Raw genomic sequence first — 15,385 nt, 5'->3', positions numbered from 1 at the left:
TGAGCAATTCCCGGACGTACCAGCATCAGCACCCCATTTCACTTCGGGACGAATGAGCCGGTCGCCATTTGCGGTCTCTCTGCACGGAGGCGTTGCGCCATGGAGCGTCTGACACGCTTTCTCTCGACCCTGACACGATGGGGACTGAGCCTGTGCGCGCTGATTGTCGTGCTGGTCGCGCTTTACGTCAGCGTGGGGCGCCAGTTGGTGCCCATGATTGCCGAATACCGTGCCGACGTTGAGGCCAAGGCTCAGGCAGCGGTCGGTATGCCCGTCAGCGTCGGGCGGCTGGAAGGCAGCTGGAGCGGGTTTTCGCCGATTTTCGTTGCGCGGGACGTGATGGTCGGGCAGGGCGCCAACACCGTTCGCCTGGATCACGTGCGCGCAGTGCCCGACCTCTGGGCGAGCATTACGACCCGTGAGGTGCGAATCTCCCGTCTTGAGGTCGATGGCCTGCAACTGGGTCTGAAGGAAGACAAGGACGGTCACTGGGCATTGCAGGGCTTGCCGGTTCAGGACGACAAACCGTTCGACCCCGAGCAGACCCTCAAGCAGATGCAGATGATCTCCCAACTGTCGTTGTTCGACAGCCAGATCACGCTGCAACCCTACGACCAGGCGCCGCTGACGCTGACCTACGTCAGCATGACCTTGAAAACCGGCAGCCTGCACCAGCGCCTCGATGCGCGTGTCACCCTGCCGGACGGTCAACCGGTTTCGGTCAATGTGCGCTCCAGAGTGCAAGCTAGCGCCTGGCGTGACGGTGAGGCCGAGGCGTATCTGAGCCTGCCGCAAAGCGACTGGTCCAAGTGGCTGCCCCAAAGCCTGACCCGCGACTGGAAGATCGACGCGTTCAAGGCCGGTGGCGAATTCTGGATGACCTGGGGCAAGAGGAATCTGCAAACCGCCGTTGCTCGATTCAACGCCCCGCAGTTTCATGGGGCTTATGCCGATCACAAGGTTTCGAAGATCGACAACCTGGCACTCAATGCGTGGTTTCAGCGCGATGACAAGGGGTTCACCCTCTCGCTGGACTCACTGGGGATGGACATCGCCAGCAAGCGCTGGGAAAGCCGGATTCAACTGAAGCAGACAGCGGCGACTTCCGACAGCGAAGAGCTCTGGCATGTACAGGCGGACCGGATGGACCTGACGCCGATCACCCCGCTGCTCGATTCCCTTGCGCCCCTGCCTGACAAGCTCATGGTGGTCCTTAATCACCTGAACTTCACAGGGGGTGTGCGCAATCTGTTGCTCGATTACCGTCCTCAGGCGCAAGGCCCGAAACGCGTGAGTTTCGCTGCCAATCTGGACAAACTCGGCTTTGACGCCTATCACGGCGCACCGGCTGCCGGAAACGTCAGCGGTGCGGTCAGCGGTGATTTGGGACAGGGCGAACTACGCCTCAACACCGACGATTTCATGCTGCATCTGGACCCGATCTTCAAGAATGAGTGGCGCTACAACCACGCCGAGGCGCGCCTGACTTATGCCCTCGACGATCAGGGTTTCACGCTCATCGCCCCCTACATCAAGGTACAGGGCGACGAAGGCAAGATTGCCAGCGACTTCCTGATTCGCCTGCATTTCAACCACGATCAGGAAGACTACCTGGACCTGCGCGTGGGCATGGTCGATGGCGATGGCAAGTACACGTCCAAATACCTGCCTGCCATGCTCAATCCCGGCGTCGATCAATGGCTGCGCACAGCGGTATTGAGCGGTGACGTGAAGCAAGGCTTCTTCCAGTATCAGGGTTCGATCAACCACGACGCGCCGGACGTGGCGCGGGTGATCACGCTGTTCTTCAAGGTGCAGAACGCCAATCTGGCGTTCCAGCCGGGCTGGCCGCAACTGACTGGCGTGGATGGCGATGTGTTCGTCGAGAACAGCGGCGTTCGCGTTCGGGCCAGCAAGGGCCAATTGCTCGGGACCCAGGTGCGTAACGTTGCCGTGGATGTGCCCCATACGCCGCCCGGCCAGCCCAGCCATCTGTTTGTGGATGGCGACTTCAACGGCAGCCTGCAGGACGGCATGAAGATTCTGCAGGAGGCGCCCATTGGCACCGGTCAGACGTTCGCCGGCTGGCAAGCCGAGGGGCCGCTGCAAGGTCACATCAATCTCGACGTCCCGTTGGTGAAGGGGCAAGAGCCCAAGGTCGTCGTGGATTTCAACACCGATAGCGCACGCCTGCGTCTGTCGGATCCGGTGCTGGACCTGACCCAGCTCAAGGGCAACTTCCGTTTCGATTACGCAAAGGGCTTGAGTGGCAAGAACATCCGGGCCACGGCGTTCGACAAACCGATCAGCGCCGAGATATTCGCCGAAGGCAAGCCGGGCGCGCCGGTGACCCGTATCACGGCCAGCAGCCAGATTGCGACCAAGCGCCTGACCGATTGGCTGAACGTCACTCAGCCGCTGCCCGTTTCGGGCGATCTGCCGTATCAACTGGAGATCTCGCTTACCAATGGCGACAACCAGTTGCGCATCGACTCGAATCTCAAAGGCGTGAACGTCGACCTGCCTGCGCCGTTTGGCAAGACTGCCGACGAGACACGGGACACGGATTTTCGTATGAATCTGCAAGGCCCCGAGCGGCGGATCACCGTCGGATACGGCAATCTGGCGAACTTCGCGTTCGCGTCACCGCCGGCAAACTTCGCCGATGGTCGAGGCGAGCTCTACCTGGGGCAGGGCGGCGCGATTGTGCCGGACGCCAAGGGCTTGCGCGTCCGTGGGTCGTTGCCCGAGCTGGACATCGCGCCATGGCAGGCCATGGTTGAGCGCTACGTCGGCAAGGATCCGGGCGGGAGTGCGAAACAACTGGTCAACAGCGTGGATCTGCAGATCGGCAAGCTGACCGCCATGGGGACGACCCTCGAACAGGCCGACGTGCAGCTCAAGCGCAACGACGCCAGTTGGGGACTGGCGCTGGACAGTTCGAAAATCAAGGGCACCGCGATGCTGCCCGATAACAAGGCCACGCCTGCCGACATCAGCCTGCTGTTCGTGAAGTTGCCTGCACCGGACCCGAATGCCACGGTGGTGGAGAACGCCCCCGATCCTTTGGCTGATGTCGATCCGCGCAACATTCCGGCGATGAACATCAAGATCACACAGCTGTTTCAGGGTGATCAACTGGTCGGTGCCTGGTCGCTGAAAGTACGCCCAACGCCAACCGGGATTCAGATGCAAGACATGAGCATGGGCCTCAAGGGCATGTTGCTGCAGGGCAGCGGTGGCTGGGAAGGTACGCCAGGGGCGACCAGCAGTTGGATCAAGGGGCAGGTGACTGGCAAGAATCTGGCTGACGTGCTGCAGGCTTGGGGCTTTGCGCCTACCGTGACGAGTCAGGAGTTCGAGCTGAACGTCGATGGACGCTGGCCGGGTTCGCCCGCGTGGGTTGGCCTCAAGCGCTATTCCGGGAGCCTCGATGCGACCCTCAAGCGCGGCCAGTTCGTCGAAGTGGAGGGCGGCGCCCAGGCGCTGCGCGTGTTTGGCCTGCTCAACTTCAATTCCATTGGCCGTCGCTTGCGCCTGGACTTCTCCGATTTGCTCGGCAAAGGCTTGAGTTATGACCGGGTCAAGGGATTACTGGTGGCCAGTGACGGGGTTTACGTGACCCGCGATCCGATTACCTTGATCGGGCCGTCGAGCAACCTTGAACTCAATGGCACGCTGGACATGGTGCGTGACCGCGTCGATGCCAAGCTGCTGGTGACGCTGCCGGTGACCAACAACCTGCCGATTGCCGCGTTGATCGTAGGCGCACCGGCAATTGGCGGGGCGCTGTTTCTGGTCGACAAGCTGCTGGGGGACCGAGTGTCGCGTTTCGCCAGCGTGCAGTACAAGGTCGAAGGACCGTGGAAAGAGCCTAAAATCACCTTCGACAAGCCATTCGAAAAACCGCAGTGAGCGGGCTGGCACTCCGGCGGCCTACGGCCAGAATCAAACGCTGGAATCGCGCTGCAATCCCGTTTCTGTCGGAGGCGTGGGAGCTGGCTAGCCTGCGATCTACTGCGAAGCAGTAGCGAAACCTTACAACTCGATGTGGTTGATGCGCCGCGTGTACAGGTTTCACTGCCGCTGCGCGCCAGATCGCAGGCAAGCCAGCTCCCACGCCTTCGGCAGAAGCAGATCGCGAAAGGCCTTCAAATCGCGTTCCGGGCAAGCTCAATCTCTGCGCTTGGAGTAGAGTACGAAGCCTATCGATCAAGGAGCATGTATGTCCTTCGCAGTGATTCAGATGGTCAGCCAGAGCGACGTCGAGGGCAACCTGGCCCGGGCGCGCAGCCTGCTTGAACAGGCTGCGGCGTCCGGCGCAAAGCTTGCGGTGCTCCCGGAGAACTTCGCAGCCATGGGCCGTCGCGACATCGCTGCCATCGGTCGAGCAGAGGCATTGGGCGAAGGTCCGATCCTGCCATGGTTGAAACTTGCCGCTCGTGACCTCAAGTTATGGATTGTCGCCGGGACAGTGCCGCTGCCGCCTGAAAGTCAACCGCAGGGCAAGGTCACGGCGTGCTCGCTGCTGGTTGATGATCAAGGTCAGCAAGTGGCACGGTACGACAAGCTGCACCTGTTCGATGTGGACGTAGCGGATGCCCGGGGTCGTTACCGCGAATCCGATGACTATGCTCACGGCAGCAATGTCGTGGTGGCCGATACACCGGTGGGAAAGCTGGGACTGACGGTCTGTTACGACCTGCGCTTTCCCGAGTTATACACAGCCCTGCGTGAAGCAGGCGCCGAATTGATTACCGCGCCGTCGGCCTTTACCGCCGTGACCGGCGCGGCGCACTGGGAGATCCTGCTGCGCGCGAGAGCCATCGAAACCCAGTGCTATGTGCTGGCGGCCGCGCAAGGCGGGGTTCATCCGGGGCCGAGGGAAACCTTTGGGCACGCGGCGATCGTAGATCCATGGGGCCGCGTGCTGGCCGAGCAGGCACAGGGTGAAGCCGTGCTGCTGGCCGAAAGAGACAGTGAAGAACAAGCGTCCATACGGGCGCGAATGCCGGTATCCAATCACCGGCGATTTTTTTCGCAGGACGCCTTGCGGCCTGCTAACACCCCGGAGTGAATATGAGCGACTTGTCCTCTGTCAGTGAACACCTACTGGCGCCAGGCGGCCTGAGCATCGATAGCCTGCAATCGGTGCTGGGGGAGCTTGCCGGTCCCGGGATCGACGCCGCCGACCTGTATTTCCAGGGCCAGATTTCCGAGTCTTGGGCGCTGGAAGACGGCATCGTCAAGGAAGGCAGTTTCAACCTCGATCAGGGGGTCGGCGTGCGTGCGCAATCGGGTGAGAAAACCGGTTTCGCCTACAGCAACGCTATTACCCCGGAAGCCCTGACTCAGGCCGCGCGTGCTGCACGCTCGATTTCCCGTGCGGGCCAGAACGGTCGGGTTCAGGCGTTCACCACGCAAGACGTCGCCCAGCTGTACGCACCGGATAACCCGCTGGAGGTCATGACCCGCGCCGAAAAGGTCGAGTTGCTCAAGCGTGTCGACGCTGCGACCCGAGCGCTGGATCCGCGCATTCAGCAGGTCACCGTGAGCATGGCCGGTGTCTGGGAGCGCATTCTGGTGGCTTCGACCGATGGCGGGCTGGCGGCCGATGTACGCCCTCTGGTGCGCTTCAACGTCAGCGTCATCGTCGAGCAGAACGGTCGTCGCGAGCGTGGCGGCCATGGTGGCGGCGGGCGTACCGATTACCGTTATTTCCTCGCCGAAGACCGCGCCATGGGCTATGCCCGGGAAGCGCTGCGTCAGGCGCTGGTCAACCTGGAGGCGATTCCGGCTCCGGCTGGCACCCTACCGGTAGTGCTTGGTTCCGGCTGGTCCGGCGTGCTGCTGCACGAAGCGGTCGGCCATGGTCTGGAGGGCGACTTCAATCGTAAAGGCAGCTCAGCCTACAGTGGTCGCATGGGTGAAATGGTTGCTTCCAAACTCTGCACCATCGTTGATGACGGCACATTGGTTGACCGTCGTGGCTCGCTGAGCGTCGATGATGAGGGCGTCCCAACCGAGTGCACCACGTTGATCGAAAATGGCGTGCTCAAGGGCTACATGCAGGACAAGCTCAACGCGCGCCTGATGGGGGTTGCCCGCACCGGTAACGGTCGTCGCGAATCCTATGCGCACCTGCCGATGCCGCGCATGACCAACACCTACATGCTGGGCGGCGAGAGCGATCCGGAAGAAATCATCAAATCGGTGAAGAAGGGCATCTACTGCGCCAATCTCGGCGGCGGTCAGGTGGATATCACCAGCGGCAAATTCGTGTTCTCCACGAGCGAAGCCTACCTGATCGAAGACGGCAAGATCACGGCCCCCGTCAAGGGCGCGACGTTGATCGGCAATGGTCCGGAGTGCATGAGTCGGGTGTCGATGGTGGGCAACGACCTGTCGCTGGACAGCGGCGTTGGGACGTGCGGCAAGGATGGGCAATCGGTGCCGGTGGGTGTGGGGCAGCCGACCTTGAAGATCGATGCGATCACCGTAGGTGGTACAGGGTCGTAAGAAGGAACGATGCCTTGTAGGAGCGCGCTTGCCCGCGATAGCGTCAGGCCAGACGCCTTGATGTCGGCTGATACACCGCCATCGCGGGCAAGCGCGCTCCTACAGGGGCGCGGCAGGTTTAACGCAATCCGCGCTTGGTTTCGTCCAGCTCGCGGATGTATTTGAAGATTTTGCGGGTCGCGGTCGGGGCCTTGTTCTGCTTGGCCTCGTGTTGAGCCTGGCGGATCAACGAACGCAGTTGCTGACGGTCGGCTTCCGGGTACTCATTGACGAACTGTTCGAGCACGTCGTCGGTACCGGTCACCAGGCGATCGCGCCAGCGTTCCAGATTGTGAAAGCGCTCGTTGTATTGGCGCGTGGAGGCATCGAGCTGATCGAGCAGGACCAGGATTTCATCCAGGTTCTGATCGCGCATCAGCCTGCCAATGAATGAGATGTGGCGTTTGCGCGCGATGTGCGCGGTGTGCTTGGGAGCATCGGCCAGCGCCCGACGCAATTCGTCGGTCAGAGGCAGCTTGGCCAGCACATCGGGCTTGAATGTCGTCAAGCGTTCGCCCAGATCCACCAGAGCGTGAAGCTCTTTTTTGATCTGGGTTTTGCTTTTCTCTCCGTCGAAGGAGTCGTCGTAAGAATCAACCATGGGGGCCGTCCGCAAATAAACGCCGCCATGATAACCAGTCAGGGGCCAGTTGTCCGGCCCAGTCGGTATTCGGTCACTGCCGAAATCAGAATTTGATGGAGAAAGTCATGAGTGCATCAGAAAGCGTCGGCCCACAGGCCTTGCCGGCACTGCAACAACAGGTCGAACAGATCGTCGCCGAAGCCAAGCGTCAGGGCGCGACGGCCTGCGAAGTCGCCGTATCGCTGGAGCAGGGGCTGTCGACATCGGTTCGCCAACGCGAAGTCGAAACCGTAGAGTTCAACCGTGACCAGGGCTTCGGCATCACTTTGTACGTCGGCCACCGCAAGGGTTCGGCCAGCACCTCGGCCAGTGGCCCTGACGCGATTCGCGAGACGGTCGCCGCAGCGCTCGCCATCGCCAAACACACCTCCGAAGACGAAAGTTCGGGCCTGGCCGATGCGGCGTTGATGGCCAAGGATCAGCCGGATTTCGACCTGTTCCACCCTTGGGATATCACGCCCGAGCAAGCCATCGAGAAGGCGCTGATCTGTGAAGCTGCCGCGTTCGACGCCAACAGCCTGATCAAGAACGCCGATGGCACCACGCTGAATGTGCATCAGGGCTGCCGCGTCTACGGCAACAGCCACGGCTTCATCGGCGGTTATGCGTCGACTCGCCACAGCTTGAGCTGCGTGATGATCGCCGAGAAAGACGGCCAGATGCAGCGCGATTACTGGTACGACGTGAATCGTCAGGGCGATTTGCTGATGGATGCCAGACTCATTGGCAAGAAAGCCGCCGAGCGCGCGGCGAGTCGTTTGGGTGCGCGTCCTGTGCCCACTTGTGAAGTGCCGGTGTTGTTTTCGGCGGAGCTGGCTGGCGGTCTGTTCGGCAGTTTCCTGGGGGCGATTTCCGGGGGCAACCTGTACCGCAAGTCGTCCTTCCTTGAAGGTGCAATCGGTCAGCGTCTGTTCCCGGAATGGATGACCATCGACGAGCGTCCTCACCTGATGCGCGCCATGGGCAGTTCGGCGTTCGACGGTGACGGCCTGGCGACCTACGCCAAGCCGTTCGTCGAAAACGGCGATCTGGTCTCGTACATCCTCAGCACCTACTCGGGCCGCAAGCTGGGCCTGCCTAGCACCGCGAACGCGGGCGGCGTTCACAACCTGTTCGTCTCCCATGGCACTGAGGATCAGCAAGCGCTGATCCGTCGCATGGGGCGCGGGCTACTGGTTACCGAACTGATGGGCAGCGGCCTGAACATGGTCACCGGCGACTATTCGCGCGGTGCAGCGGGCTTCTGGGTTGAGAACGGCGAGATCCAGTTCCCCGTTCAGGAAGTGACGATCGCTGGCAACATGAAGGACATGTTCAAGCAAATCGTCGCCGTTGGCAGCGATCTGGAGATGCGCAGCAACATCCGCACCGGCTCCGTGCTGATCGAGAAGATGATGGTGGCCGGGAGCTGATGCTTCCCTGAGTCCGGTGTCACCCAAGGCCTGCCATGTGCAGGCCTTTTTATTGGGCTTCGAAACGCACTCGGTCCCTGTAGCAGTCCGGCTTGCCGGCGGTAACGATTCCAACGACGCCACCGCCGGCAAGCCGGACTGCTACCGAGGATAGAGTTGCCGATCCGAATGATGGGCGCTAGCAACTTTCGCGACCCTTTCCTCGACCCAAAACCCAAATGTCGGGGTTGTTTTGATTCTTAAACTCATTTAATAATGAATATCATTCGCTAAGTGAGCCTCGGTCATGGGTACTGTTCTGCACGAGCCGCCGTATCTGGAAAACTGGCGTGCGCTGAGTCTGCGGATTCGCTGTGCCCTGGATCCCGACGAGCCACGTGTCATTGAACATTACCTGGCGGAAGGCCGCTATCTGGCGCGCTTCACCGCCACGCCCCAAACCCTGATCGCCGAAAGCACATTCCGGCTGCTGGTCGACACAGCCCGGGACACCGCGCTGCCCTGGCATTGGCGCTGTCTTTGTCTCGATCAGGCCTGGCGCCCATTGCGGGACATGCAGGCCCTCGCTCATTCCTCCTTTCAACGCCAGCGCTGGCAGGCTTGCTCGCACCAGCTGGCGACCTGCGTATTGCAGCCTTCGATTTCTCTCGCTGAACTGATGCAAGGATCTACCGATGAGTAATACCCGTATTGAACGCGACAGCATGGGCGAGTTGCAGGTCCCGGCCGAGGCCCTGTACGGCGCGCAGACCCAGCGTGCGGTGAACAACTTCCCGATCAGCCAGTTGCGCATGCCCAGCCAGTTCGTGCGCGCGCTGCTGCTGGCAAAAGCCGCGGCCGCACAGGCCAATCTTGAGCTGAAACAGATTTCAGAAGGCCAGAGCAGAGCCATCGTCACGGCCTGCAAGGAACTGCTGGCGGGCGATTACATGACCCATTTCCCGGTGGACGTGTTCCAGACCGGTTCCGGCACCAGCACCAACATGAACGCCAACGAAGTGATCGCGACCCTGGCCAGCCGCGTGCTGGGTGAGCCGGTGAACGCCAACGACCACGTCAACTGCGGCCAGAGCAGCAACGACATGATCCCGACCACCATTCACGTCAGCGCCGCCCTGGCGATTCACGAGCAGTTGCTGCCAGCGCTGGCGCACCTGATTCAGGTCGTAGAGCAGAAAGCCGAGCAGGTTCACCCTTACGTCAAAACCGGCCGTACGCACCTGATGGACGCCATGCCCGTGCGCATGAGCCAGGTGCTCAACGGCTGGGCTCAGCAGCTCAAGGCCAATGTCGAGCACATCGAAAACCTGTTGCCGAGCCTTCAAGCGTTGGCGCAGGGCGGCACGGCAGTCGGCACGGGCATCAACGCACACCCTGAATTCGCCTCGCGGTTCGCCACGCAACTGAGCCGTCTGAGCAACGTTGGTTTCGTACCGGGCAAGGACTTGTTCGCGCTGATCGGCTCGCAGGACACCGCCGTCGCCGTGTCCGGCCAGCTCAAGGCGACCGCCGTGTCGCTGATGAAAATCGCCAATGACCTGCGCTGGATGAACTCCGGCCCGCTGGCAGGGCTGGGGGAAATCGAGCTGGAAGGCCTGCAGCCGGGCTCGTCGATCATGCCGGGCAAGGTCAATCCGGTGATTCCGGAAGCCACCGCCATGGTCGCTGCACAGGTGATTGGCAACGACGCTGCGATCACCGTTGCCGGTCAGTCGGGCAACTTCGAACTGAACGTGATGCTGCCGATCATTGCCCACAACCTGTTGCAGAGCATCGAGTTGCTGGCCAACTCCAGCCGTTTGCTGGCGGACAAGGCCATCGCGACCTTCAAGGTCAACGAAGCGAAGTTGAAGGAGGCGTTGTCGCGCAACCCGATTCTGGTCACCGCGCTGAACCCGATCATCGGCTATCAGAAGGCCGCCGAGATCGCCAAGACCGCCTACAAGGAAGGCCGGCCGATCATCGACGTCGCGCTGGAGCACACCGACCTTGATCGGACCCAGCTGGAAACCCTGCTCAATCCGGAAAAACTCACTGCCGGCGGCATCTGACCGCCCGCGTTTCTGTTCACCTCAGCGCCTGTGGAGGGCACGCCATGGAGCATTGGAAAAGCACCATTCTGAAAGGCAATAGCTGTTTCAACCGTGGCGACCTGATCGACGCCCGCGAACTCTATCTGCAAGCCCTGGCCCTCGCGCAGGTGCTGCTGGAGCGCTGGAACGACCCCGACGAGGCGGTGGCGGCGTTCGTGATTTCCCATCACAACCTGGCCGATCTGCACCTGAGCCTGCATCAGCCGGAGGAGAGCGCCGAGTATCTCTGCGCGGCGCATCAACGCCTGCTGCAAGTGATCCAGAACCCGCGTCTGACGCCTGCATTGCGTCAGGCCGCGTTCCGTCACAGCAACAAGACCTACAGCGAACTGTTGGGCTTCATCAACGAACACGGTGAATACCCACGTACCCATCGCCTGCTCAACAGCAGCGGCGAACACTCACGCTCGGCGCTTCAGCGCAACGCCGCTACCGCCGGCACACTGTCCTTTGGAGTCCATTGATATGCCGTATACCTTGCCTGCCTTGCCATACGCTTACGATGCCCTTGAACCGCACATCGATGCGCAGACCATGGAGATCCACTACACCAAACACCACCAGACCTACATCAACAACCTCAACGCCGCCGTCGATGGCACCGAATACGCTGAATGGCCAATCGAAAAACTGGTCGCCAGCGTCGGGCAACTGCCGGAAAAACTGCGTCCAGCGGTGATCAATCAGGGTGGCGGTCACGCCAACCACTCGCTGTTCTGGGACGTCATGAGCCCCAAAGGCGGTGGCTTGCCAAGCGGCGAGCTGGCCAAGGCGATTGATGAGCAACTGGGCGGTATCGAAGCCTTCAAGGAAGCGTTCACCAAGGCTGCGCTGACCCGCTTCGGCAGCGGTTGGGCCTGGCTGAGCGTGACCCCGGAAAAGAAACTGGTCGTGGAAAGCAGCGGCAACCAGGACAGCCCGTTGATGAACGGCAACACGCCGATCCTCGGTCTGGACGTCTGGGAGCACGCTTACTACCTGCGCTACCAGAACCGTCGCCCGGAATACATCGCCGCGTTCTACAACGTCGTGAACTGGGATGAAGTTGCCAAGCGCTATGCCGCTGCGCTGGCTTAAATCCCCTCACGAGAAGTAGACGATCTATGCCTTCGGATTTCCTCACCATCAGCAGCGGACGCCTGTTTCGACTGGCCATCGGTTCGATTCTATTACTGGCCGGAACCGGGCTGCTCATCGCTCAGGGGCTTTCGTGGTTGAGCCTCGAACCGCGCATGTTGAGGGCTCTGGAAGGCGGAGCATTGTGCGCCTTGGGCACGGCCCTCGGCGCAGTTCCAGTGCTGGTGATTCGCGGCATGCCCGTGGCGGTGTCCGACGGGTTACTGGGTTTCGGCGCGGGCATCATGCTCGCGGCGACGGCCTTTTCGCTGATCGTGCCGGGTCTGAGCGCTGCTCAAGGTCTGGGCTTTTCGCAGTGGGGCGCGGGTGCGCTGATCAGTTTCGGCATTCTGGCTGGCGCTGTCGGCTTGTTCGTCGTCGACACGCTGGTTTCCCGGGGGCCGCAGCTGTCGGATGTCAGCGAAAAACCGGCGATCCCTTCGAATATCTGGCTGTTCGTCATCGCGATCATCGCCCACAACATTCCGGAAGGCATGGCCGTGGGTGTCTCGGCCGGCGGCGGTCTGGCGCACGCTGACAGCCTGGCCATGGGCATCGCGTTGCAGGATGTGCCAGAAGGGCTGGTGATCGCACTGGTGCTCGCCGCTGCGGGCATGTCTCGTTTGAACGCTTTTCTGATCGGAGCGGCGTCTGGCCTGGTCGAACCGGTGTTTGCCGTGCTCTGTGCCTGGCTGGTGGAGATTGCCGCGTTGTTGTTGCCGCTCGGACTGGCACTGGCCGCCGGTGCAATGCTACTGGTCGTGACCCACGAGATCATCCCGGAATCTCGCCGCAACGGGCACGACAAGATCGCCAGCTTCGGGCTGCTGGTCGGGTTCTGTCTGATGATGGTGATGGATACGGCGTTGGCGTAACGCGAAACAGACCGACAACCTGTAGGAGCGCGCTTGCCCGCGATGGCGGTGTGCCTGTCCCAACTGCTCCGACAGACACACCGCTATCGCGGGCAAGCGCGCTCCTACATTGATTTGCGTGCGTTACGTATCCAGAAAAACCCTTATAATCCTGCGCCTATTCATTCTGATGCGAGATCCGCCGTGAGCTTACCGCCGTGCCCGAAATGCAATTCCGAATACACCTATGAAGACGGCGCTCAGCGCGTCTGCCCGGAATGTGCCCACGAGTGGTCCGCCGACGGCGCCGCTGACGCAGGCGATGACGTGAAAATCATCAAGGATGCAGTCGGCAATACTCTGCAGGACGGCGACACCGTGACCGTGATCAAAGACCTCAAGGTCAAAGGCTCGTCGCTGGTGGTCAAGGTCGGCACCAAGGTCAAGAACATCCGTCTGGTTGACGGCGATCACGACATCGACTGCAAGATCGACGGCATCGGTGCGATGAAGCTGAAGTCCGAGTTTGTGAAGAAGGGCTGATGCGCGAGCACCGCGCAGTCACACGACCTGTGTAGCAGTCCGGCTTGCCGGCGGTGGCGTCCTTGAATTTGCTACCGCCGGCAAGCCGGACTGCTTCCGTAATGCCCAAAGGTGATGCCGTTTCAACACGGCAAATTGATCCCGAACGTGTTCTCTCCGTGCTCGCTGCGCGCGAACACACTCCCGCCGTGCATCAATGCAATGGCCTTGACGATTGCCAGCCCCAACCCGTGATTGGCGCCGCTGTTGCTGCGTGACGCGTCCACCCGATAAAAGCGCTCGAACAGCTTGGGCAGGTGCTCGTCCGATATCTGCGTGCCAGGGTTGCTCACCGCGATGCTGACGTGGTCGCCCTCAACCTTGATGTCCACATGAATGATCTTCCCGCCAGAGGTGTGTTGCACCGCGTTGTGCAGCAGATTGATCAGCGCACGCCGAAGGTGGGCCTTCTCGAACGGGACGTGAGCGTCGCCCCGCACCTGAACCTGTACGTGTGCGTCTTCCAGAATGAAATCCAGATAGTCCAGCGTCGTTGCCACCTCTTCGGCCAGGGAGGATTGGGTCAGTTCGGTGGCTTTGCTGCCCTGATCGGCGCTCGCCAGAAACAGCATGTCATTGATGATTGAGCGCAACCGTTCCAGCTCTTCCAGATTCGACTGCAAGACCTCGAAGTAATGCTCCGCTGAACGACCCCGCGTCAACGCCACCTGAGTCTGGCCGATGAGGTTGGTCAGGGGTGAGCGCAACTCATGGGCAACGTCGGCATTGAACGACTCGAGCCGGGAATAGGCCTGTTCAACCCGCTCCAGCGTCGAATTGAACGAGGTCACGAACTGATCGAGTTCGGGCGGCAGAGGCGACAACTGGAGGCGTCCGGACAAACGCGGTGGTGCCAGTTTGCGGGCCTCCAGCGACAGCGCATGCAGCGGTTTAAGACCGATGCGCGCCACCCAGTAGCCCAGCGCCGACGCCAGCGCGATGCCGACGGCCGCCAGACTGATCAACGCAATCAGCAGCGAGTGCTGAGTCTCCCAGAATGTTTCGGTATCGATGGCAGTCAGAAAACGCAGCGGCGGACGTTGGTCCTTGGCCGGGAACTGGCTGACCAGCACCTTGAACGGATAATCATGATCGCTCAGGTTCAGGTCGCGCATGCCCAGCGGACCGTTGGCGAACGTGCGAATCTGGGCGTCAGGATTGCCGAACTCGTAGGTTGGATTGTCGCTGACCACCCAGAACCGCAGGCGTTTGTCTTCTTCGCTGAGCAACCTGAGCTTGGCATTGATCTTGGCCCAATGCTCCGGGTTGCCGTAACGCTGCACGGCAGACTCAAGCACGCTGTAACGCGCATCCACTTCGGCTTCCGGCAACAGGCCCAGACTCTTGTCCACCTGCAGGTACAACGCCCAGCCAATTAGCAGAAACACCAGCAACGCCACCAGCGCGAACATGCCGCTCAGGCGAATGGCGATGGAGTTACTCGACACGACGGCTCTCCAGCACATAGCCCATCCCACGGATGGTGTGCAGCAGCTTCTGTTCGAATGGACCGTCGAGTTTGGCGCGCAGGCGTTTGATCGCGACTTCGACGACGTTGGCATCACTGTCGAAATTGATGTCCCAGACCATTTCGGCAATCGAAGTCTTGGACAGGATTTCCCCCTGCCGTCGGGCGAGCACGCTGAGCAGCGAAAACTCCTTGGCGGTCAGGTCCAGACGTGCCCCCGAGCGGGTCGCCTTGCGGCTGATCAGGTCGATCCACAAATCGGCGATGCTGATCTGAACCGGTTCATGGCCGCCACTGCGTCGGGTCAATGCTTGCAAACGAGCCACCAGTTCCAGAAACGAAAATGGCTTGCCCAGATAATCATCGGCGCCTTCACGCAGGCCACGAATCCGATCGTCGACGTTCTCCCGAGCGGTGAGCATGATCACCGGCGTCTGCTTACGTGCGCGCAAGGCCCGCAACACGCCATAACCGTCCAGGCCCGGCAGCATGACGTCAAGGATGATCACGCCGTACTCGCTCTCCAGCGACATGTGCAGACCTTCGATACCATCCCGGGCAACGTCCGTGGTGTAGCCCTGTTCGGTCAAACCGCGATGCAGATAGTCAGCGGTTTTCTCTTCGTCTTCGATAATCAGGACACGCATCGGTCCACTCTC

The 15,385-nt window shown here is 61.0% G+C and carries 13 protein-coding genes; 10 read left to right on the top strand and 3 right to left on the bottom strand.

Annotation, left to right across the window (positions count from 1 at the left end):
• Positions 1-99: 99 nt before the first annotated feature.
• The 3 genes from D3M70_RS10575 to tldD all read left to right on the top strand — a co-directional run bounded on the left by D3M70_RS10575 (position 100) and on the right by tldD (position 6,519).
• Positions 100-3,915 (top strand): YhdP family protein, encoded by a 3,816-nt coding sequence (locus D3M70_RS10575; RefSeq protein WP_120125700.1) that lies wholly within the window; start codon positions 100-102, stop codon positions 3,913-3,915.
• A 310-nt stretch (positions 3,916-4,225) separates the two neighbouring features.
• Complete coding sequence (locus D3M70_RS10570) at positions 4,226-5,077, top strand: carbon-nitrogen hydrolase family protein (protein WP_120125699.1); 852 nt, start codon at positions 4,226-4,228, stop codon at positions 5,075-5,077.
• 2 nt (positions 5,078-5,079) lie between these two features.
• Positions 5,080-6,519, top strand: a complete 1,440-nt coding sequence (gene tldD, locus D3M70_RS10565) for a metalloprotease TldD (protein WP_120125698.1) — start codon at positions 5,080-5,082, stop codon at positions 6,517-6,519.
• 118 nt (positions 6,520-6,637) lie between these two features.
• Here the strand turns inward: tldD and yjgA are convergent, their stop codons facing one another.
• Entirely contained in the window at positions 6,638-7,159 is a 522-nt protein-coding gene (gene yjgA / locus D3M70_RS10560; protein WP_074755982.1) for a ribosome biogenesis factor YjgA, read from the bottom strand.
• 107 nt (positions 7,160-7,266) lie between these two features.
• Between yjgA and pmbA the strand changes: the two genes are divergently transcribed.
• From pmbA to D3M70_RS10525, 7 genes are all read left to right on the top strand, one after another.
• On the top strand, positions 7,267-8,613 hold the full coding sequence (gene pmbA / locus D3M70_RS10555) for a metalloprotease PmbA (RefSeq protein ID WP_120125697.1): 1,347 nt from the start codon (positions 7,267-7,269) through the stop codon (positions 8,611-8,613).
• Between the two features lie 286 nt (positions 8,614-8,899).
• Entirely contained in the window at positions 8,900-9,295 is a 396-nt protein-coding gene (locus D3M70_RS10550) for a FagA protein (protein WP_120125696.1), read from the top strand.
• Complete coding sequence (locus tag D3M70_RS10545; protein WP_120125695.1) at positions 9,288-10,664, top strand: aspartate ammonia-lyase; 1,377 nt, start codon at positions 9,288-9,290, stop codon at positions 10,662-10,664. Before D3M70_RS10550 ends, D3M70_RS10545 begins: the two co-directional genes overlap by 8 nt.
• Positions 10,665-10,708: 44 nt before the next feature.
• Positions 10,709-11,170: a hypothetical protein gene (locus D3M70_RS10540; RefSeq protein WP_120125694.1), complete on the top strand. Its 462-nt coding sequence runs from the start codon at positions 10,709-10,711 to the stop codon at positions 11,168-11,170.
• A 1-nt stretch (position 11,171) separates the two neighbouring features.
• Entirely contained in the window at positions 11,172-11,783 is a 612-nt protein-coding gene (locus D3M70_RS10535) for a superoxide dismutase (RefSeq protein WP_120125693.1), read from the top strand.
• Positions 11,784-11,809: 26 nt separating this feature from the next.
• A complete protein-coding gene (locus D3M70_RS10530) occupies positions 11,810-12,697 on the top strand; it encodes a ZIP family metal transporter (protein WP_120125692.1) in 888 nt (295 codons plus the stop codon).
• Between the two features lie 183 nt (positions 12,698-12,880).
• Positions 12,881-13,219 (top strand): zinc ribbon domain-containing protein YjdM, encoded by a 339-nt coding sequence (locus D3M70_RS10525; protein ID WP_256659794.1) that lies wholly within the window; start codon positions 12,881-12,883, stop codon positions 13,217-13,219.
• A 122-nt stretch (positions 13,220-13,341) separates the two neighbouring features.
• Here the strand turns inward: D3M70_RS10525 and D3M70_RS10520 are convergent, their stop codons facing one another.
• A complete protein-coding gene (locus D3M70_RS10520; protein WP_120125690.1) occupies positions 13,342-14,706 on the bottom strand; it encodes a heavy metal sensor histidine kinase in 1,365 nt (454 codons plus the stop codon).
• Complete coding sequence (locus D3M70_RS10515; RefSeq protein ID WP_120125689.1) at positions 14,696-15,373, bottom strand: heavy metal response regulator transcription factor; 678 nt, start codon at positions 15,371-15,373, stop codon at positions 14,696-14,698. The genes D3M70_RS10520 and D3M70_RS10515 overlap by 11 nt, the downstream gene beginning before the upstream one ends.
• Positions 15,374-15,385 lie beyond the last annotated feature (12 nt).

The organism is Pseudomonas sp. LS-2, from assembly GCF_003605735.1.
GTDB lineage: Bacteria > Pseudomonadota > Gammaproteobacteria > Pseudomonadales > Pseudomonadaceae > Aquipseudomonas.
This window is presented reverse-complemented; position numbering and strand designations above follow the sequence as displayed.

Excerpts from the sequence above, each read along its gene's own strand:
- D3M70_RS10545 (WP_120125695.1), top strand. The coding sequence starts at position 9,288 with ATGAGTAATACCCGTATTGAACGCGACAGCATGGGCGAGTTGCAGGTC.
- D3M70_RS10535 (WP_120125693.1), top strand. The coding sequence starts at position 11,172 with ATGCCGTATACCTTGCCTGCCTTGCCATACGCTTACGATGCCCTTGAA.
- D3M70_RS10575 (WP_120125700.1), top strand. The coding sequence starts at position 100 with ATGGAGCGTCTGACACGCTTTCTCTCGACCCTGACACGATGGGGACTG.
- tldD (WP_120125698.1), top strand. The coding sequence starts at position 5,080 with ATGAGCGACTTGTCCTCTGTCAGTGAACACCTACTGGCGCCAGGCGGC.
- yjgA (WP_074755982.1), bottom strand. The coding sequence starts at position 7,159 with ATGGTTGATTCTTACGACGACTCCTTCGACGGAGAGAAAAGCAAAACC.
- D3M70_RS10530 (WP_120125692.1), top strand. The coding sequence starts at position 11,810 with ATGCCTTCGGATTTCCTCACCATCAGCAGCGGACGCCTGTTTCGACTG.
- pmbA (WP_120125697.1), top strand. The coding sequence starts at position 7,267 with ATGAGTGCATCAGAAAGCGTCGGCCCACAGGCCTTGCCGGCACTGCAA.
- D3M70_RS10515 (WP_120125689.1), bottom strand. The coding sequence starts at position 15,373 with ATGCGTGTCCTGATTATCGAAGACGAAGAGAAAACCGCTGACTATCTG.
- D3M70_RS10570 (WP_120125699.1), top strand. The coding sequence starts at position 4,226 with ATGTCCTTCGCAGTGATTCAGATGGTCAGCCAGAGCGACGTCGAGGGC.
- D3M70_RS10550 (WP_120125696.1), top strand. The coding sequence starts at position 8,900 with ATGGGTACTGTTCTGCACGAGCCGCCGTATCTGGAAAACTGGCGTGCG.
- D3M70_RS10540 (WP_120125694.1), top strand. The coding sequence starts at position 10,709 with ATGGAGCATTGGAAAAGCACCATTCTGAAAGGCAATAGCTGTTTCAAC.